At 71.6% G+C, this 20,698-nt stretch carries 9 protein-coding genes; 8 read left to right on the top strand and 1 reads right to left on the bottom strand.

What is annotated here, in order from left to right:
* Window positions 1–5: 5 nt before the first annotated feature.
* From HHL11_RS03395 to HHL11_RS03365, 7 genes are all read left to right on the top strand, one after another.
* Window positions 6–872, top strand: coding sequence for a LysR substrate-binding domain-containing protein (locus HHL11_RS03395; protein WP_169417035.1), 867 nt, complete (start codon window positions 6–8; stop codon window positions 870–872).
* Window positions 873–934: 62 nt separating this feature from the next.
* Window positions 935–2,305: a S1C family serine protease gene (locus tag HHL11_RS03390; protein WP_169417034.1), complete on the top strand. Its 1,371-nt coding sequence runs from the start codon at window positions 935–937 to the stop codon at window positions 2,303–2,305.
* An 18-nt stretch (window positions 2,306–2,323) separates the two neighbouring features.
* On the top strand, window positions 2,324–3,634 hold the full coding sequence (locus HHL11_RS03385; RefSeq protein ID WP_169417033.1) for a S1C family serine protease: 1,311 nt from the start codon (window positions 2,324–2,326) through the stop codon (window positions 3,632–3,634).
* 17 nt (window positions 3,635–3,651) lie between these two features.
* Window positions 3,652–4,932: a S1C family serine protease gene (locus tag HHL11_RS03380; protein ID WP_169417032.1), complete on the top strand. Its 1,281-nt coding sequence runs from the start codon at window positions 3,652–3,654 to the stop codon at window positions 4,930–4,932.
* A 74-nt stretch (window positions 4,933–5,006) separates the two neighbouring features.
* Window positions 5,007–7,196, top strand: coding sequence for a carotenoid biosynthesis protein (locus HHL11_RS03375; RefSeq protein WP_169417031.1), 2,190 nt, complete (start codon window positions 5,007–5,009; stop codon window positions 7,194–7,196).
* Entirely contained in the window at window positions 7,196–8,935 is a 1,740-nt protein-coding gene (locus HHL11_RS03370) for a sensor domain-containing diguanylate cyclase (protein WP_240980150.1), read from the top strand. Before HHL11_RS03375 ends, HHL11_RS03370 begins: the two co-directional genes overlap by 1 nt.
* Window positions 8,936–9,011: 76 nt before the next feature.
* Window positions 9,012–10,505: an FAD-linked oxidase C-terminal domain-containing protein gene (locus tag HHL11_RS03365; RefSeq protein WP_169417029.1), complete on the top strand. Its 1,494-nt coding sequence runs from the start codon at window positions 9,012–9,014 to the stop codon at window positions 10,503–10,505.
* Window positions 10,506–10,520: 15 nt separating this feature from the next.
* Here the strand turns inward: HHL11_RS03365 and HHL11_RS03360 are convergent, their stop codons facing one another.
* On the bottom strand, window positions 10,521–19,520 hold the full coding sequence (locus HHL11_RS03360; protein WP_169417028.1) for a YDG domain-containing protein: 9,000 nt from the start codon (window positions 19,518–19,520) through the stop codon (window positions 10,521–10,523).
* 233 nt (window positions 19,521–19,753) lie between these two features.
* On the opposite strand from HHL11_RS03360, the gene HHL11_RS03355 reads away from it, so the two are divergent.
* Entirely contained in the window at window positions 19,754–20,698 is a 945-nt protein-coding gene (locus tag HHL11_RS03355) for a GlcNAc-transferase family protein (protein WP_169417027.1), read from the top strand.

Raw genomic sequence — 20,698 nt, 5'->3', positions numbered from 1 at the left:
GCGCCGTGCCGCCGCGCATCCCGCCGATCCAGTGCCTCCTGACCTTCGAGGCGCTGGCACGGCTGCGCTCCGCCACCCTGGCGGCCGATGAACTGTGCGTCACGCCCAGCGCGGTGAGCCACCGCGTGCGCCAGCTGGAGGAGATCCTGGGCGCCAAGCTGTTCGGACGTTCCGATTTTTCGCTCACCACCGAAGGCAGCGAATACCTGGCCCACGTGCGCGAAGGGCTGGCGGTGCTGGGACGCTTCCCCGGCCGCGAGGGCGCCGGCAAGCGCAAGCTGCGCGTGGCCGTGACGCCGACCTTCGCGCGCTCCATCCTGATGCCGCGGCTGCGCGGCTTCATCGAGGCGTATCCGGACATCGACCTGACCTTGCAGGTCTCCATCCCCTTGCTGGACGTGGTGGCGGAAGACGCCGACCTGATGATCCGCTTCGGCGCCGGCCGCTATGCCGACGTCGAACACACCTGCCTCGTGACCGACGACGTCACGCCGCTGGCCGCGCCGGCCTTCCTGCGCGAGCACGGCCCCATCGAGAACATCGAGGACCTGCTCGCCTCCAAGTTGATCAAGAGCCCGCTGGAGCCCTGGCGCACCTGGTTCCTGGCGCATGGCATCGACGCCCCGGAACCGGCCGAAGGCTCCTCGTTCAACGACGTCGGCCTGGTCTGCGACGCCGCCGCCCAGGGCCTGGGTGTGGCGCTGGTGCGACTGAAACTGGGGCGGCCGTGGCTGGAAGACGGCACCCTGGAGCGCATTTCCGAGCGCAACGTACCCAGCCCGCACGCCCACTACCTGTGCTGGCGCACCGGCACCATGGACCGGTGGGAATGTTCCGCTTTCGCGGACTGGCTGAAGAAAAGCCTCGCCTGAGCGCCTGCGCCGTTACATCTCTGCAGTAGAGTTTCCGCAGAGAGAAGAGGGGACGCACTTCCATGGCATGGCAAACGCGCGCGCTGTCCGGCGCCCTTGCAGCATTCATCCTGGCCGGACCGGCCGCCGCGCAGCGATCCGCGATCACGCCCGAGGAGTTGTACGAGCGGGTCGCGCCCAGCATCTGGCTGGTGGAGAACGACATGGGCAGCGGCAAGGGGGCCATCGGCAGCGCCGTGGTCGTCGCCCCGGGCACGCTGGTCACCAACTGCCACGTCGTGGAAAAGGCCGAGACGCTGCACGTCGTGCACCGGCGGCGCCGCTTCACCGCGCGCCTGCAGTACCGGGACCCGGTGCGCGACCTCTGCCAGCTGCAGGCCCCCAGCGTCGACGCGCCGCCGGTGCGCATTGCCGCGGCCTCGCACCTGCGCGTCGGCGCCAAGGTCTACGCGGTCGGCAACCCCAAGGGCCTGGAGCTCACGCTGACCGACGGCCTGGTGTCCGCGCTGCGCGAAGGCAGCGCCGGCGACCTGGAATACCTGCAGGTGTCCGTGCCGATCTCCCCCGGCTCCAGCGGCGGCGGCCTGTTCGACCAGGCCGGCCGGCTGGTGGGCATCACCGCGGCGGGCATGAAGGACGGCCAGAACCTCAACTTCGCGCTGCCGGCCGAATGGATCATCGAGCTGCCCGCGCGTGCCGGCGGCGGGCCGGCCGTGGCGAAGCTGGAGTCGGACGCGCCGCGTGAAGCCGTGGCCGCGGCGCCTGCGCCTGCGCCTGCACCCGCCCCGGCCCCGGCCCCGGCCCCGGCCCCGGCCCCGGCCCCGGCCCCGGCCCCGGCCCCGGCGACTGTGCCCACACCGGCAGCCGTCGCCACGCTGCCCAACGTCTACGAATACCGCCTGCGCGACGCCATCTCCGGCAAGGTGCGCGAGGTCGTCTACCACGTCGACAAGCGCGTGGGCGATACCGTGGTCATGAACGGCGGCGGCCGCGTGGAGGACAGCAAGGGCCGCGTGATGGCGCTGAAGGCAGTGATCGCCGGTGAATTCGAACAAGCCATGCCGCCGGGCGGCTGGATCGCCAGCGAGCCCGCCAGCGGCGCCAGCTGGGACCTGAACTACAGCGCCGGCCTGCCCGGCCAGCCGGTGGACATGAAGCTGCACGCCCGCGCCACTGGCGAGTCGACGACGCTCCATGTCCAGGGCCGCGACCTGCGCGCCGTGGCGGTGGAATTCAACGGCTACACCGAGCGTGGCGCGGGGATCAGCTCGCTCCCGCCCGGCCCGCCGGGCCGCTACCGGGCCCGCGCCTGGTACGCGCCGGAGCTGGGGCGCGTCGTGCGTTTCGAGGCCAAGACCCATGGCGGGATGTCCGGTGCCGCGGCCTTCCTGATCGAAGAGCAGCTGGACCTGGTCGACATCCGCACGGAATAGAGGGAAGGACGCATTTCCATGGCATGGCAAACGCGCGCGCTGTCCGGCGCCCTCGCAGCATTCATCCTGGCCGGACCGGCCGCCGCGATCAGCCCCGAGGAACTGTACGAACGCGTCGCCCCCAGCATCTGGCTGGTGGAGAACGACCTGGGCGGCGGCAAGGGCGCCATCGGCAGCGCCGTGGTCGTCGCCCCGGGCGCGTTGATCACCAACTGCCATGTCCTGGAAAAGGCGGAATCGCTGCACGTCGTGCACGGGCCGCGCCGCTTCACCGCCCGCCTGCAATACAAGGACCCCGCGCGCGACCTCTGCCAGCTGCAGGCCCCCAGTGTCGACGCGCCGCCGGTGCGCATCGCCGCGGCCTCGCAACTGCGCGTGGGCGCCAAGGTGTACGCGCTCGGCAACCCGCGCGGCCTGGAACTCACGCTGACCGACGGCCTCGTCTCCGCCCTGCGCCACGGCCGGGCCGGCGAGCTGGAATACCTGCAGGTCTCGGTTCCCATTTCACCTGGCTCCAGCGGCGGCGGCCTGTTCGACCAGGCTGGCCGCCTGGTGGGCATCACCACGGCGGGCATGAAGGAGAGCCAGAACCTCAACTTCGCGCTGCCGTCCGAATGGATCATCGAACTGCCGGCGCGCGCCGGCGGCCGCCCGGCGGTGGCGCGGCTCGAGACGGAAGGTCCGCCCGCGCCCGCGCAAGTCGCGGCAGCGCCTGCGACTGCGACTGCGCCTGAACGACCCGCGCCCCCTCCCGCCGTGGAGCGAGACGCAGATCCGAACGCCTGGCTGGCGGCCGGCCCCGGACGGAGCTATGAATACCGGTTGCGCAACCGCCTCACGGGGCAGGAATCCAGCTTCACCCTGAAGGTGGACCGGCTGGAGGGCGACCGCATCGTCTTCAACGGCGGCCAGCGCATCGAGAACCTGCGGGGCACGCTGCTGTCGCCGGGCGCGGCGCTGGCGGGCGAAGCGGACGCGGCCATGCCTCCCGATGGCTGGCTTCCGGGCAGCGCGATCCCGGGGAGCAAGTGGCGCGTGCGGCGCGATCCACAGTCCTCGCCTGGCGACATCGCCCTGCAGCTGGACGCGCGCGCAGTCAACGAGGAGCTGCTCCAGGTCGATGGCCGCCCCATCCAGGCGCTGCGGGTCGACTACAGCGGCTACACCAGCCGCGGGGTGACCCTCGGGCGCTCCCCAACCGGCGCCTATCGCGCGCGCGCCTGGTATGCCAGGGGCCGGCTGGTGCGCTTCGAGGTTCGCACGCGCGGCGGGGTCGGCGGCGACACCTTCGTCGTGGACGAAGTGCTGGAACTCGTGCACGCCCGCTGAGGCAGGAGACCCCGCAAATGAAGCTGCAAGTACGCGCGCTGTCCGCAGCCCTGGCGGCCCTGGTCCTGGCCGGGCCGGCCGCCGCGATCAGCCCGGAAGAACTGTACGACCGCGTTTCCCCCAGCATCTGGCTGGTGGAGAACGACATGGGCGGCGGCAAGGGCGCCATCGGCAGTGCCGTGGTGATCGCCCCCGGCGTCCTCGTCACCAACTGCCACGTGGTGGAGAAGGCGGCGTCGCTGCGCGTCGCCCACGAGGAGCGCCGCTTCCCGGCGCAGTTGCAGTACCAGGACCCGGTGCGCGACCTGTGCCAGCTGCAGGCGAGCGGCGTCGACGCGCCGGCGGTGCGAATCGCCGCGGCCTCGCACCTGCGCGTGGGCGCCAAGGTGTACGCGCTGGGCAACCCGAAGGGCCTGGAGCTGACGCTGAGCGACGGGCTGGTCTCCGCCCTGCGGCATGGCCGCGCGGGCGAGCTGGAATACGTGCAGATCTCGGTGCCGATCTCGCCCGGCTCCAGCGGCGGCGGCCTGTTCGACCAGGCTGGCCGCCTGGTGGGTATCACCACCGCGGGCATGAAGGACGGCCAGAACCTCAACTTCGCGCTGCCCGCCGAATGGATCGTCGACCTGCCCGCACGCGCGGGCGGCGGGCCCGCCGTGGCGCGGCTGGACGCGGAGGCGCCGGCACGCGCCGCCCCTGCGCCGGCGGCCGTGGCGCCCCCTGCCGAACCCGCGCCGCCAGCGGCCGTCGCCACGCTGCCCAACGTCTTCGAATACCGCCTGCGCGACGGCCTGACCGGCCAGGCACGCACGGTGGTCTACCACGTGGACAAGCGCGTGGGCGACACGATGGTCATGAACGGCGGCGCCCGCGTGGAAGACGCGAGCGGCCGCGTCGTCAGCCTGAAGCAGGCGATCGCCGGCGAATTCGAGCAGGCGATGCCGCCCGGCGGCTGGGTGAGCCGCGAGAACGCGGGCCTGGCCGGCTGGTCCAGCAAGTACGACGCGCTGGGCGACAGCCGCCGCTTCGGCATGGAACTGAAGGCACGCGCCATGGGCGATTCGACGATGCGGCTGAACGGCCGCGAACTGCGCATCGTGCGCGTCGCCTTCGACGGCTTCACCACCCGCGGCGGCGGCGCCACCAACAACCCGCCGGGCCGCTACCAGGCCGTGGCGTGGTTCGCGCCGGAACTGGGTCGCGTGGTGCGCTTCGAGGCGAAATCGCGGGGCGGCCTCGGCCTGACTGCTTTCGTCGTGAACGAATCGCTGGAACTGGTCGACATCCGAACGGAATAGTGCGCGCGCCATCGCCGTGATGGAGAATCTCGACCGGCACGCAATAAAAAAACCTGTGCCCGGAGGAGAAGATCTTGGCTGAGCGGCGCTTGGGAACGAGTTCGGACTTGCTGTTGCCCGCGGGGCTTGCCGCGGCGCTGGTTGCCTGGACGGCGGCGGGCTGGCGGCCCGTGACGCTGGCCCTGGTGCTTGCCTCTCTCGCCTGGTTCGCGGCCAGCCTCTGGTCCAGCCGCGCCTTGATCGGGCGGCGCGCCAGCTGGATCTTCGTCGGCCTGGCCGCGGCGCTGGGCTGGTTCGCCGAGGAGATGGGCTCGCGCTACGGCTGGTTCTTCGGCGACTACCACTACACCGACGTGCTCGGGCCGCGGGTCGGCTCGGTGCCCATCGTCATCCCGCTCATGTGGTTCGGCGTCTGCCAGGTGGGCCTGACGCTCGCCTGCCTGATTGCATGGCGCCGGCCGGTGCCGCCCGCGCAGGGCTGGCGCACCGGCGCGCTGGTCGCCCTGTTCACCGCGCTGCTGGTGACGGCCTTCGACCTCGGCGCCGACCCCTATTTCGTCTACCAGCTCAAGGCCTGGATCATGGTCAAGGAGGGCGACTGGTTCGGCGAGACCGTCTGGGGCTTCGCCGGCTGGCTGTTCGTGAGCTTCACCATCACGGCGCTGTTCCTCTGGCGCGCCCGCCCGGCGCAGGCGATCGACACCCCGCCCGCCACGCTGCGGCGCGCCGCGCTCGTGCCGATCGTGGTCTACGCCGGCATGATGGCCTTCCAGGTGGCGGTGGGCGACCCGCTCGCCTTGCGCGTCATCTCGTTCTTCGCCATGGGCATCCCGGCGCTGGCCGCGGCGATCGCCTGGCACCAGTGGCGCAGCGAACCGGCGCAGCAGTCGCCCGCCGAACAGCCGGCACGCGTCATCGACTGGGAGGCAGCCACGCTGCAGGCCGATCCGCTGGCCGACCAAGCCGTCGCCGCCATCGTCGGCCCGTGGGAGCCGGGCGCGCAGCCGCCGGCTGCCGCCATGGCGCGCCTCGGCCAGGCCACGCGCCTGCTGGCAAGCTGGACCACCAACGCCAGCATCGCGAACTGGACGCCTCCGGCCCCCGGCAACGACCCGCAGGTGGTCGCGGCGCTGCAGGCCTACCTCGCCGCGGCCGGCCCGGCGCCGGACTGGATGGACGCTGTCCAGGTGGAAGCCGCCGAAGACGTGTTCATGGACTACGGCCCGCTGTCCTGCACCTTGCTGTTCTGCGCCAGCCTGCCGGAGTGCTACCTGCTGCCGCAGTTGTCCGAGGTGCTGCACGTGGCGGGCCAGCTGGAAGCGCGCACCGAGTACCGCATCCGCCAGACCGCCGCGATGGTGTTCCCGGTCATGATGAAGGGCGGCCTCACGCGCGCGGACGGCGGCGGCATCGCCCAGGTGTTGAAGGTGCGCCTGATCCACGCCACCATCCGCCACCTGATCCTGCGCGGCGCGCCGCACGAGGCGCAGGCCACCTGCGTGCCGCCGCTGGCCAAGGTGGCGCCCGGCGCCAGCCTGAACGAAGCCCTGCTCGCGCACGGCTGGGACGCCGGCCGCCAGGGCCAGCCCTGCAACCAGCTGGAACTGGCCTACACCCTGCTCACCTTCGGCTATGTGTTCCTGCGCGGCCTGCGCAAGCTGGGGCTGCCCCTCACGCCGGAACAGGAGCGCGCCTACCTGCACGCCTGGAACGTCGTCGGCCACGCGCTGGGCATCCGTCCCGAGCTGCTGGCGCACACGATGGAAGAAGCGGAGGCGATGTTCGAGCAGCTGCAAGCCCGCGCCTTCGCCAAGCCGGCCGATCCCGACGTCCGTGCCCCCCTGGGACGCGCGCTGATGAACGCGATGGCGAATTCGATCGCACTGCCGGTGCTGCGCAACGTGCCGGTGCCCATGACGCGCTGGCTGATCGGCCGCAAGACGGCGAACGCGATCGGCGTCCGCCGCGGCGGGCTGCTGGCCACGCTGCTGTTCAACTTGGGCCGGGTCTGCATCCTCGGCTTCGACCGCGTCGTACGGCTGGTGCTGCCGGACTTCTCGCTCACGCGCATGTTCACGCGCGTGGTCGGCTACCGCATGCTCTCGCGCTTCCTGCTGGACCAGGCAAGGCCGCTGACGCTGCCCGAGGAACTGCTGAACCCGATGCGCCGCACGGTGGCCGGCTGGCGCAGCGACGCCCGCGCGCCGCGCTGGGTGAATCACCTGGAGACGCAGCTGACGCAACCGGGGAGCGCGGCTTCGTGATGCGGCTGGCGCTGTTCCGGGTGCTGCGCTGGGCCGCATTGGCCCTGCTGCTCGCGGGCGCGGGCGCGTGGGCCCGGGCGCCGGGTGAAGGCGAGATCACGCTGCAAGGCCGCTACTGGATCGATCCGACCGGCACGGCGACCATCGCCGACGTGGCCGGCGGCGCGGCGCAGCTGCAACCCTTCGAGCGGCATCGCGCCTTCATGCTGGGGCAGGCGGCGCTGTGGATGCGCTTCGACCTGCCGGCGCTGGACGCGGGCCACCGCTGGTACGTGCTGCTTCCGGGCTCACCCTTCATCGACCGCGCCAGCCTGTTCACGTCCGCGGACGGCCAGTGGCGCGAGCAGCACGCCGGCGACCACATCCCGGTGGCCCAGTGGGACCACCCTTTCATGTCGCCGCTGTTCGAGCTGCATCCGCCGCACCCCGGCACCGTGTGGTTGCGGGTGGAAAACCAGCCGGCGCCGACCAGTCCCTTCGTGCGGCTGCTCACCGACGACTCGCTGCAGCAGCAGATGCAGTGGACCGACCTGCTGGTGGGCGCCTACCTCGGCTTCGGCCTGCTGGTGCTGCTGGTCGGCCTGATGCATGCGCGCCTGTACGGCGACCGCGTGTTCGACATCTACTGCGCCTACGTCGCCTTCATGCTGCTGTTCCAGCTGGCCTTCACCGGCCTGGGCGGCGTGTTCCTGTGGCGCGAATGGGCGACGGTCAACGACACCGCGCCAGCCGTCTTCATGCTGTGCATGATCGCCTGCGGCATCTGGTTCGTGCGCGAGGCGACCGCGGTGCAGCGCCACAGCCGGATCGTGGACCGCTTCGCCCGCGGCTTCTCGGTGTTCGGCCTGGTTCTCGCTGCGTTCTACGACCTCGGCCGCGACCACGGCGCCTACACCTTGCTGAACGTGTACGGCCTCGTCTCGGTGGTGGTGAGCCTGGGCCTGTGCGCCTGGACCTGGCGCAAGGGTGAGAAGTATTCCGGCTGGCTGCTGCTCGGCTTCCTGCCGGTGCACCTGGGCTACCCCTTCCCGGCGTTGCGCGCGGCCGGCGTGCTGCCGGACAGCTGGGCGACGCAATACGCAGTGCTGATCGGCTCCGCCATCGAGATCCCGCTGCTGCTGTGGATCCTGCACTGGCGCGCCAAGGACTTCAGCGAGAACCGCGTGCGTGCCCGCGCCCTGGACAGCATCGATCCACTCACCGGTCTCGCCATCGCGCCGGTGCTCCGCCTGCGCCTGCGCGATGCCTTGCGGCGTGCGGGCAGCACGGGCCAGCGCTGTTCGCTGATGCTGGTGGAACTGTGCAACCACGCCGCCATCGTGGCGCGCGAAGGCCGCGAGGCCGGCGACCGCGCGCTGGTGGTGGCCGCGGCACGCATGTCGGAGCTGGTGCGCGACCTCGACACGGTCTGCCGCATTGCCGACACCCGCTTCGCCATCCTGACCGAAGGTTCGCAGGACGAGGACCGCCGCCGCATGCTGGCGCAGCACATCGTGGCCCGCGGCCTGGAGCCCGTGCCGCGGCTCGCGCGCGACACCGCGCTGCACTTCCGCATCGTCACCGTCGCGGCGCCGGGCGGTGCGCTGGAACTGAGCTCCAACGCCGCCTTCGACGAGCAGTACCTGATGCAGCGCTTGAACCGCACGCTGGACCGAGTGACCGCCGAAGCCCGCAAGGTGGTCTTCCACATCGAGCCGCGCCCGGAGTTGGACAGCCGCGTCCCGGCCTCGATCCCCTGAGCCGATCCGGCTTTTTTTCAGCCGGCGCCTGCAATTTCTTCAGCCCGGCCGGCCGCGCCGGCCCTACAGTGCGGGCATGAACGCCCCCGATTCCCGCCCGCCCCTGCAGCGCGCCGAGCGCCAGGCCCAGGTGGTGGCCGCGCTGCAGCAGGTGCTGCCGCGCGACGCGCTGCTCTGGCAGCCGGAAGACACCACGCCCTACGAATGCGACGGCCTCACGGCCTACCGCCAGCGGCCGCTGGTGGTGGCGCTGCCGGAGGACGAGCAGCAGGTGCAGGCGGTGCTGCGGGCCTGCCACGGCCTGGGCGTGCCGGTGGTGGCGCGCGGCGCCGGCACCGGCCTGTCCGGCGGCGCGATGCCGCATGCGGAAGGCGTGACCTTGTCGCTGGCCAAGTTCAACCGCATCCTGAAGGTCGACCCCGTGTCGCGCACCGCGCTCGTGCAGTGCGGCGTGCGCAACCTGGCCATCAGCGAAGCGGCCGCCAGCTACGGCCTCTACTACGCGCCCGATCCATCCAGCCAGATTGCCTGCACGATCGGCGGCAACGTGGCGGAGAACTCCGGCGGCGTGCACTGCCTGAAATACGGCCTGACCTTGCACAACGTGCTGAAGGTGCGCGGTTTCACCGCCGCGGGCGAGCCGGTGGAGTTCGGCAGCGACGCGCTGGACGTCGCCGGCTACGACCTGCTGGCCGTGCTGGTGGGCAGCGAAGGCATGCTGGCGGTGACGACCGAGGTGACCGTCAAGCTGGTGCCCAAGCCGCAGCTTGCGCGCTGCATCATGGCCAGCTTCGACGACGTGCGGAAGGCCGGCGACGCCGTGGCGGCGGTGATCGCCGCCGGCATCATCCCGGCCGGCCTGGAGATGATGGACAAGCCGATGACCGCGGCCGTCGAGGACTTCGTGCACGCAGGCTACGACCTCGACGCCGAAGCCATCCTGCTGTGCGAGAGCGACGGCACGCCGGAGGAAGTCGAAGAAGAGATCGAGCGCATGTGCACGGTGCTGCGCAACTGCGGCTGCGGCGCGATCCAGGTGAGCCGCGACGAGGCGGAGCGCCTGCGCTTCTGGAGCGGCCGCAAGAACGCCTTCCCCGCCTCCGGCCGCATCAGCCCCGACTACATGTGCATGGACTCCACCATCCCGCGCAAGCGGCTGGCGGACATCCTGCTGGCGATCCAGGAGATGGAGAAGAAGTACGCGCTGCGCTGCGCCAACGTCTTCCACGCCGGCGACGGCAACCTGCATCCGCTGATCCTGTTCGATGCCAACGACCCCGACCAGCTGCATCGCTGCGAGCTGTTCGGCGCCGACATCCTGGAGACCAGCGTCGCGATGGGCGGCACGGTGACGGGCGAGCACGGCGTCGGCGTCGAGAAGCTGAACTCCATGTGCGTGCAGTTCAGCGCCGAGGAGCGCGAGCAGATGCTGGGCGTCAAGCGGGCCTTCGACGCGCAGGGCCTGCTGAACCCCGGCAAGGTGATCCCCACGCTCACGCGCTGCGCCGAGTACGGCAAGGTGCTGGTGCGCGGCGGCCGGCTCGCGCACCCGGACCTGCCGCGCTTCTGACGCGGCCTCAGGCCGTCACGGCCGGCACTGGTCGGTGACGACGATGTCGTCCTTGCCCTTCGGTTTCGGGTCGGACTGCGCGAACGCTTCCTGGACGAACAGCGTCGCGAAAGTCACCACCTGGTTCTGCACCTGCTGCACGCTCGTCGGCGAGGCCACGGCCAGCGCGCCGTTCAGGTAGCTGATGCTGTAGTTGCCGGCCGAGAAGCCCGAGCCGCCGGCCGCGTTGGTGGCGAAGATCGGGTAGGCGCCCACCGCCGCCGCAGCGGGCGCGCCGTCGCTGGCGAGCGAGACGCTGGCGACCGTGTCGCCGCCCTTCAGGCCGGTGGCGCTGAACTCGGTGCCGTTGAAGGTGAACTCGGTGCCCTGCGCCTTGCCCTGGTTGTTGGCCTGGATCGTCAGCGGCGCCGGCGTGATGTCGGCCTTGCTGGTCGCCGGGGCGCTCTGCACCGTGTAGTTCTGCGCATCCGCGCCCGTCAGCGTGACGCCGCCGAGATGGACCGTCTTGCCGGTGCCGGCGTTCGGGTCCGCGAAGTTGGCAGCCGCGCTGACCACGAAGTTGTCGCCGCTGATGCGGTTGTCGGTGGCGGCGCCGGTGCTTGCCGTGGTCGTCGCGTCGTAGACCTTGTTGTTGGCCGCGATCGAGGTGATCGTCAGCGCACGCGGCGTGATGTCCGCCTGCGTCGCGGTCGGCGCGTTCACCAGCACGTAGTTGCCCGCATCGGTGCCGGACAGCGAGAAGTTGGACAAGCTCACCGTCTTGGCTGTGCCCGCGTTCTTGTCGGCGAACGCACCGGTGGCACCGACCGCCAGCACGTCGCCGCTGATGCGGTCGTCGGTGGCGGCGCCGACGCTCGCGGCCGTCGTGCCGTCGTAGACCTTGTTGACGCCGGCCACGGCGCTGACGTTCAGGCCGCGCGGCGTGATGTCGGCCGTGGTGCTCGTCGGCGTGCTGCCCACCGTGTAGTTGGCCGCATCCGCGCCGCTCAGCGCGAAGTTGCTCAGGTTGACCGTCTTCGCCGTGCCCGCGTTCTTGTCGGCGAACGCCCCGGTCGCGCCGACCGTGAGCTCGTCACCACTGATCCGGTCGTCCGTAGACGCGCCGGTGCTCGCCGCGGTCGTGCCGTCGTACACCTTGTTCACGCCGGCCACCGCGCTGACGTTCAGCGCGCGCGGCGTGATGGTGACGTTGCCGCCCGTGAAGCTGAAGGCATAGCCGGTGGGCGCCTGCAGGTCACCCTGCGTGATGGCATAGGTGCCGACGTTCTTGGTCAGGCCCGGCACCGCGATGAGGCCGGAGAACTGGTCCTGCAGGAACACGTTGCCGTAGGACGCGGCGTCCACCAGGCCGCTGACGTTTTCCTGCAGGTTGACGTTGGTCGTGCCGTCGTAGACGTGGCTGACCGAGGGCGCGTCCACCGCCAGGGTCGGCTGGAAGGCGAACAGGTAGCGGTTGCCGGTTTCCGTCACGCTTTCCGGCGGGCTGCCGGCGTACGTGCGGCCCCACAGCGCGAGGTTGTTCGACTGCAAGGTGCCGAAGTTGTTGCCGGCCAGCGGGCCGGCAACGTAGGCCAGCCAGCGCGTGGACGGGTCGATGGCCAGGCCGCCACTGGCGCCCACGCTGTAGCTGTTGGCGGCCAGCACGATGGAGTTGGCCGTGCCCGCCGGCGCGGTCGCGTCGGTGTAGTTGCCGGTGACGACGCCGTTCAGCGTCAGCGTGCCGCCCGTCTGCAGGACCAGCTGCGGGTTGACGGCGACGGCGCTGTCGACGGACAACCCGCCCGTGTTGGCGGTGTCGCCAATCACCAGCCGGCCCGCGTTGATGCGCGACAGCTCGCCCGCGTCCAGGTTCAGCGTGTTGACCTCGTCGGTGCCGCCCAGGTGCACGGACGTCGTCGGCGTCAGCGCCTGGATGCTGGCGACGCCGGTGCCGGCATCGATGGAGCCATCGAGCTGCAGCGAATCGGTGGTGACCTGCACGCCGCCCGTGGTGCCGACCAGCGCGGACGTGGAGGACACCACCACCTGCGGCGCGTTCACGGTGACGACGCTGCCGGTGACGCTGGAACTGGTGTCGGTCGCGGCGAAGGCCAGCAGCCGGTTCGTCGATGCCGACACGTCGACCATCACCGCACCGGTGGCGGCCAGGCTGACCGGCGCGCCGGCGAAGCTGCCGGAGGAGGTGGTGTCGATCGGCGCGAAGACGTCCAGCACCGCGCTCGGATTGCTGGCCGTGCCGAAGGCGGGATCGCCCGCGCTCAGCTTGACCGCGCCGCCGGCCGTGGTGATGGCGGAATTCACCGCCAGGTTGCCGCCCGCCAGCGCCGTCAGGCCCGAGCGGTACATGAACAGGTCGCCGGTGAGGTCCATGTCGCCGGCGGCATGAAGGTTGGTCATGCCGACGCCGCGGTCGGGACCGGACGTGGCGTCGTCGCCGTTCGCGCCGGAGAAGCCGGCACTCGACGACAGGCTGCCGCCCGCCAGCGCCAGGGAGCCCAGCGTGGATTCCATGGTGACCGTGCCGCCGGCGCCACCTGCGCCGCCCAGCGAGGTGCCGTCCATGTTGGCGGTGCCGCCGGAGCCACCGGAGGCGAGCCCCGTGACGTTGGCCAGCGACAGGTCGCCGGCAGGTTTCACCACGCTGACCGTGCCGCCGTCGCCGCCCGCGCCGCCGGTCGGCACGGTGGCACTGCCGTTCGCGCCGTTGCCGCCGCTCGCATCGATGGTGGTGGTGGCCGCCGCCAGGGTGCCGCCGAGCGTGATCGCGATGGCGCCGCCCTGGCCGCCCGCCGCGCCGTCCGGGGCCCCGTTGCCGCCGAAGGCCTGGATGTTCGCCGCGTTGACGTCGACGGCCGCCTGCAGGGTGATGGTGCCGCCCATGCCGCCGGGTGCACCGTCGCCGCCGGCGGCGGTGATGCCGTAGCTGCCGGCGGAATCGTGGATGTCGAGGCTGCCGCCGCTGGAGCTCAGGGCGACGTCGCCGCCCTGGCCGCCGGCGCCCGCGGAGCCGTGGCCGCCATCGGCAACGATGCCGAAGTAGCCGGAATAGGCGCCGCCCACGGAGATGTCGCCAGGCGCCTGGATCGTCACCGTGCCGCCCTTGCCGCCGGTGTCGCCGCTGCCGCCCGGCGCCCAGATCTGGCCATCGACCGTGACGCCCGCGGTAGCGGAGGCGAGCAGCACGCTGCCGGCCGCGCCGCCGGCGCCCGGCGCCACCGAGGCGCCACCGCCCGGGACATTGACCCAGGCCAGGTGCACGCTCTTGTCGGCCTGCACCGTCACGCTGCCGCCATTGCCACCGTTGCCGCCGTTCTCGCCCATCCCGCCGGACGCGTCCAGCGTGCCGGTGACGGTGATGTTGCCGAAGCCGGCCGCCGTGTTCTGCGCCAGCAGCGTGATCGCGCCGCCCGCGCCGCCGCCGGCACTGCCGAGGCTGGAGGAGTAGTTGTCCCCGGAGACACTCGCGCCGCCGAGCGTGATGTTGCCGCCGCTGAGGACGCTGATGGTGCCGCCGCCGGCCTGGCCGTCGGCCGACAGCTGGTTGGCCGTGACGCTGCCCGAAGGCGTGTTGATGTCGATGGTGCCGCCGAGGCCGCCGCCGGCCGGCCCGGCCGAGCCGCCGCGCACGGACACCGAGGTCAGCATCATGTCGGTGCGGCCATGGACCGTGACGCTGCCGCCGCCGCCCGCGATGCCGCTGTCGGAGTAGCCGCCGTCGGCCTGCAGGGCGTCCGTGGACAGCACCTGCCCGCCCGGGGTGCCGGTGGCGGTGAGCGCGATGATGCCGCCCTGGCCGCCGTTGGCATTGCCATAGCCCGCCCCGCCGCCGGCGGTCGCGCCGCCATAGACCGAAAGGCTGCCAGCCGAAGTCCCGAAGGCGATGTTGCCCGTCGTGGAGTTGATCGTGATGTTGCCGCCGACGCCGCCGCTCGTCAGGGCAGCGGTCGAATTGCTGCTGTAGCCACCGCTGGCGTACAGGTAGCGCAGGTTGGCGTCGCCTCCGGCCGTGGCCTGGATGCTGCCGCCCTGGCCGCCATTGGCATCCTGGCCGCTGCCGCCATTCGCGTACCAGCTGTCCGTGGCGCTCACGGTGGTGCCCGCGTCGAGGACGATCGAACCACCGCCGCCGCCGGCTGCGAGCGAGGAGCCGTAGCCGCCCTCGACGTCGGTATAGCCCAGAGCAACCGCGCCGCTCGTGCTGGTCGCGCTCAGCTGCCCGCCATGGCCGGACTGGCCGATCTGGTCCGCCGCGCCGCCCGTGCCGGGCACCCCGCTGGCGTTGCCGCCATAGAGGTAGACCGAAGGCAGCGTGATGGCCTTGTCGGCGGTCACCGTCAGCGAGCCGCCCTTGCCGCCGCTGAAGCCGCTGCCGCCGGTGCCCCAGACCTGGCTGTCGACCGTGACGCCGCCGGTCGCGGAGGCCAGCACCACGGTGCCGCCGGCGCCGCCGCTACCCGTCGCCGCCGATGCGCTACCGCCCGCCACGTTGACGGTATCGAGGTGCACGTCCTTGTCGGCTCGCACCGTCACGCTGCCGCCGTCGCTGCCACTCGCTCCGCTGCCGCCGGACACATCCAGCGAACCGGAGACGGTGACGTTGCCCTGGCCGGCCGCCGTGTTCTGCGCCAGCAGGGTGATCGCGCCACCGCCGCCGCCGCTGCTGCCGGAGGCGCTGGCGCCGATGAGGTTGATGTTGCCGCCGGCCGTGACCTGGATTCCGCCGCCCTGGCCGCCATCGGCCTGGGAGCCGCTGCCGCCGCCGGCCTCGAGGTATTGCGAGACGTTGACGTTGGTGCCGGCGTTGAGGACGATCGAGCCGCCCGCGCCGCCCGCAGCCAGCGACTCGCCGTAGCCGCCTTCCACCGTCACGGAGCCGAGGGTGATCGCGCCGCTGGACGACGTGGCATTCACCTGGCCGCCGTGGCCCGCCTGGCCGACCTGGTCGGGCGTGCCGTTGATGCCGATGGCTTCGCCGCCATAGAGCGAGATGGCGCCGCTCACGCTGATGTCCGTGGCGGCGCTGATCGTCACCGAGCCACCGTTGCCACCGGCGAGGCCGCCGCTGGCGCCCTCCGCATAGATCTCGCCATTGACCGTGACGCCGCCGTTCGCGGACCCGAGCCTCACGGTGCCGCCCGAGCCACCGGTCCCCGTCGCCGACCCGGCGTTCGCGCCAGGGTCGTTGACCGAGGCCAGCTGCACGCCCTTGTCGCCCTGCACCGTCACGCTGCCGCCGCTGCCGCCGTTCGCGCCCGAGCCGCCGGAACCTTCCACCGTGCCGAGCACGTTCACCGTGCCGCCGGAAGTGACCGTGATGCTGCCGCCGGACCCGCCGTCACCGCCCTGCGAGCCGGCGGAGGCGCCGCCCGCGTCGAGCGAGTTCGTGACCAAGATGCTGGCGCCGCTGCCGCCGGCGCTCAGCACGATGGCGCCGCCACCACCGCCCGCCGCCAGCGAATTGCCGTAACCGCCGCGCACCATGGCGCCGCCGTACACCGAGATGCTCGTGCCGTCGGTGCTCATCTGGCCGAGGGCGATCGAGCCGCCGGCCGATGCGATGCTGACCGTGCCGCCCTTGCCGCCGATCGCCGACGTCGCCGTGCCGGTGCCATCGAAGTTCGCCGCGCCGCCATTGGCGTCGGCGTTCTGCAGCTGGATGTTGCCGGCCGCTTCGACCTTGATCGTTCCGCCGGCGCCGCCGCTGGCCTGCTGGCCGTCGCCGCCGTTCGCCACGAGGTCGCCGTTCACCGTGACGGTGCCACCGCTGCCGGTCGCATGCAGCCACAGGCCGCCGCCGGCCCCGCCGGCGCCCGAGCCGATCGACACATAGCCCGAGCCGCCGCTGGCGCTGGCGCCATCGAGCCGGATGCTGCCGGCGCTGGAACCCACCTCCACCTGGCCGCCCGCGGCGCCATCGCCGGCATAGCTGTAGCCGCCATTGGCGAAGATGCTGCCGCCGGTGACGTCGCCCTTCGCGCTCACCACGACGTTGCCGCCAACCACGCCACTCGAACCGCTCGAATTGATCGTGTTGAAGGAGATCGTGCCGTTGGTGGCGCTCAGGTGGATCGAGCCGGCGAGCGTGCCGTTGCTGGAGAAGGACCCGTTGCCCAGGATGCTGTTGCCGGCGGTGATGTCGATCGGCGACTGGTAGCCGTTGACGTTGGTGAAGGCACCGAAATCGACGGATCCGTTGTCCGCGGTGACGGCCACGCCGCCGGCCGTGACGCCCTTCTGCCCGTACAGGTTCACGTACGACGGGTTGCGGGTGTCGCTGTTGCCGAACGCGATGTCGCCGACCGCGTGGATCGTCACCTTGTCGTTGGAGCTCAGGTAGGTGGAGGTGGAGCCGTTCCCGGTGCCCGGGGCGACCGTGACATTGCGGCCGGCATCGATGGTCAGCCCCTGGTCCCCGAAGAGCGAGGTGCTCGCAGAGTCCACGGTCGGCGCGACGGCGACGTCCTGCCCCGCCAGCAGGCTCAGGCCGCCGTTGTGCGCTTGCAGGCTGGTGCCGCCGACCTTCAGGTCGCGCGCCGCCGACAGCGTGATGCTGGCGGCCGTGACCGGCGCGTTGTCCGCCACCGTGAGGTCGCTGCCGGCGCCCGTGGTCGTGACCTTCACGACCGTCGCGCTGTCGCCCAGGATGCCGTTGCCGGAGGCGTAGTTGTCCGGCGTCTGGCCAATGGCCAGCGACTTCGCGTTGTTGAAGGTGAACTCGGAGAACTGGCCGCCGGCCACGCCGGCCAGCGTGTCCACCTGGTTGGCGCCGGTCAGCTGCACCTTGCCGGCGTTGGCGTTGCCGCCGCCGTTGTCGGTGGCCGACGCGAACAGGAAGGGCGTGGTGATGACGCCGCCGCCGACGATGCCACCGTCCTTGGCCACGAGGCTCAGGGAACTGGCCTGGCCGGTGCCCCAGAGCGCGCCATCGAGCTGCATGCCCTGGTCGGCTTCGATGTCGGCGTTGCCGGCGAAGTCGATGCGGCCGCCGGCGGCCGTCGTGATCGTGCCGCCGCCGCCCGATTCGCTGACATGGCCCGCGACCAGCACCACGTCCCCGGTGCTGGCGGCGATGGTGCTGGCGCCGATCTGGATGTCGCCCGCAGCGGCCGTGAGGCTGACGCTGCCCGCCGAAATGTTGGCGCCATCCGCCACCTTGAGCAGGCCGACGTCGGTGACGAGGTTGACCAGGCCGGCCGGATTCGTCCCGTCGGAGGTGACCGTGATGCCGGTACCGGACGCGTAGGGGCCATTGACGCTGCCCACCGTGAGCGCCTGCTGGTTGAAGACGGAGAAGCTCGCGTTGTCGCCCTGCGCCGTGCCGGCGATGGTGCCGATGCGGTTGGAACCGCTCAGCGCCACCTGGCCGCCGCTGCCGCTGGCGCCTTGCGTCGCGGATGCAAACAGCGAGCCGACCTGGATCGTCTGGCTGCCGGTGATGTTGCCGTCCGCCGCGACCATGCTCAGGCCGCTGCCCGCGCCGCTGGCCGAGATGGTGCCGTCGAGGATGATGCCCTTGTCGGCCTGCAGGCCCAGGGTGTGGTCGGCGGTCCAATTGACGTCCGCGTTCGACAGCAGGTGGATCTGGCCGCCATTGGGCCCCACGCTGCCGCCGGACGTGGTGACCAGCACGTCGGCGCCGGCCAGCTGGGCGCTCAGCGTGCCGTCGAAGAGCGTGCTGGTATTCGGATCGGAATTCGGCGTGTCGCCGGTGTGCGCGATCTCGACGTCTTCCGGATCCAGCAGCAGCTGGCCGGCCTTGCCCCGCGGCGCGCGCAGGTCGGTGAAGCCGGTATAGGCCAGGACCTTCTTGCCCGAGACCTCCGTGAAGCCGCCATTGCCGCCCTGCTCGCCGCCACGCGCCGAGATCTGGCCGTCCATGCGCGTCGCTTCGTCCGACCACACGATCACGCGGCCGCCGTTGCCGGCCTGCGTGGCATCGGCCCGGATCGTCGCGCCGGCGTCGACCGAGGTCCGTTTCGCGTTCGGCACCTCCGCGTTGAGGCCCTGGTAGTCGCCGCCGACGCGGACCTGGCCGCCACCGGTGGCGCCGCTCGCATCGATGCTGGCGCCGGCCCGCAGCGCCACGCTCTCGCCCAGCACATCCACGCTGCCGCCCTTGCCATCGGCCGACTTCGCCGTGATGGTGCCCGTCACTTCGTTGTCGCCCAGCGCGCGCAGCACCACCTTGCCGCCTTCGGTGCTGACGGCCTGCGCCTGCACCAGGCCGCTGTGCTTCAGCGTGCCGGCGAACATGCCGATGGCGTCGCCCTTCAGCGTGCCGAGGTTCACCGCGCTGTCCTGCGGCGCCTGCACTTCGAGGTGGATGCCTTCCAGCCCGCGGCCCGTGAGTTCCACCTTCTGGCCCGCGGCCAGCACGGTGGCGCCACCCTGGGCTTCGACCACTGCATTCGCGCCGGTCTGCACCTGCGTCGCGATCAGGAACACGTCACCGCCGCGCGCGACGATGCTGCCGTTCACCAGCAGCGGCCCCGGGCTGCTGCCCGCGGAGAAGCGCAGCCGGCCGACGATGGCGTCTGCCTCGCTCATGCCCAGCGTCGATGCCGTGAAGCCCGCGGTATCCACCACCGCGCCCTGGCCCACGGTGATGCCGGCCGGGTTCACCAGCACCAGCTTGCCGTTGGAGCTGAGCGTGCCGTAGATGGCCGACGGGTCGGAGCCGAGCACGCGGTTGATCGAGGTGCTGGTGGCCGAGGGCTGCACGAAGCTCGTCGTGCTGCCGGCCGGCACCGAGAAGCTTTGCCAGTTGATCGCCGAGTGGTTGCTGCCCGCCGCGTTCTGCGTCGTGACGACCAGGTTGGCCCCGTTGCTCGTGAAGGTCGCCTTGCCCGCGATGACCTGAGGCGCTACCGGCTGCGCGCGCACCGGCGTGACCTGCAGGCCGAAAGCAGCGGCGACTGCGAGTGCAGCTGCCGCGGGCGGAAAGCCCGCCAGCAAGGGAGTCGGAGCCACCGCGCGGGCGGCGCCACGCACGTCACGGGAGGGAAGCCTGGACATCTCTATGCTCCTGCGGCCACACCCGCCTCTCGCGAGGCCGGACTGGCGTGACCCGTCAGATTGGTGTTCTGCGGCGCGCCGCGCAACCCGGAATGTACCGAGGGGATCGCGACGGGCGCCATTGCCCGTCGAAGGTAGCACAGCGTTACAAGTGTCGCAATGAACCGAAAGGGTGAGGCGCACCATTTGGCTGCTGCCGGAGCGTGGCGTGCTTGCTACCATGCAGTGAAAACGTGCGCACTCTGTTCGTCTCCATCGCTTCGTATTGCGACCCCGTCCTGCCGTTCACGCTGCAGCGGGCGGTGGAAACGGCGCGCCATCCGGACGGCCTGCATTTCGGCATCGTCGACCAGGCGCTGCCTGGCATGGAGGCGGCATCGCAACCGCCCGCAACGCGCGTCAGCGAAGTGCGCATCGACGCACTGCAGGCGCGCGGCCCGTGCTGGGCGCGCGCCATCGCGTTGTCGCTGTACGACGGCGAGGACTGGTTCCTGCAGCTCGACTCGCACATGGATTTCGAAGCGGGCTGGGACGAGAAGCTGGTCGAACAGGCGCGCGCGCTCGGCGCGCCGGAGCGCGGGATCGTGATTTCCTCCTACCCGCCGGCTTTTGCCTTCGAAGCCGGCCGGCCGGTGCTGCGCGGGCCGGGCGGGGGCGTGCTGGCCCACGTGCTGAAGCCGGGCGTCGCCTTCGAGGCGGACCACCCGGTGCTGTCGTTCGAGGCCCATCCCGTGGACGGTGAGGCGCCGCTGCCTGCCTTCCACCTGGGCGCCGGCTGCCTGTTCGCGCCGGGGCGCTTTGCGCAAGCCTTCCCCTACGATCCCTGGTTCTACTTCCACGGCGAGGAGCAAGCGCTCGCCTTGCGGCTCTACACGCATGGCTGGGACCTGTTCCACATGCCACGGCTGCCGATCCGCCACCTGTACAACGATGCGCAGTCCGGCGCGCCGCCGCGTCCGCTGCACTGGGACGCCGCGCACGAGGCGCTGCGCAGCGAGCCCTGGTGGGCGCGCGAGCAGCGTTCACGCGACCGGCTGGCCGCCTTGGTGGCGGGCGAGCCGCTGGGAGCCTACGGACTGGGCTGCCAGCGCAGCGTGGCCGATTACGCGGCCTTCAGCGGCATCGATTACGCGGCGCGCACCCTGGCGCCGCACGCTTTCACGCCGAAGCTGGCCTGA

This window comes from Ramlibacter agri (assembly GCF_012927085.1).
GTDB lineage: Bacteria > Pseudomonadota > Gammaproteobacteria > Burkholderiales > Burkholderiaceae_C > Ramlibacter > Ramlibacter agri.
This window is presented reverse-complemented; position numbering and strand designations above follow the sequence as displayed.

What these genes read in the sequence shown, in the direction of transcription:
- HHL11_RS03385 (WP_169417033.1), top strand. Translation starts at nt 2,324, where the DNA reads ATGGCATGGCAAACGCGCGCGCTGTCCGGCGCCCTCGCAGCATTCATC.
- HHL11_RS03365 (WP_169417029.1), top strand. Translation starts at nt 9,012, where the DNA reads ATGAACGCCCCCGATTCCCGCCCGCCCCTGCAGCGCGCCGAGCGCCAG.
- HHL11_RS03370 (WP_240980150.1), top strand. Translation starts at nt 7,196, where the DNA reads ATGCGGCTGGCGCTGTTCCGGGTGCTGCGCTGGGCCGCATTGGCCCTG.
- HHL11_RS03380 (WP_169417032.1), top strand. Translation starts at nt 3,652, where the DNA reads ATGAAGCTGCAAGTACGCGCGCTGTCCGCAGCCCTGGCGGCCCTGGTC.
- HHL11_RS03390 (WP_169417034.1), top strand. Translation starts at nt 935, where the DNA reads ATGGCATGGCAAACGCGCGCGCTGTCCGGCGCCCTTGCAGCATTCATC.
- HHL11_RS03360 (WP_169417028.1), bottom strand. Translation starts at nt 19,520, where the DNA reads ATGTCCAGGCTTCCCTCCCGTGACGTGCGTGGCGCCGCCCGCGCGGTG.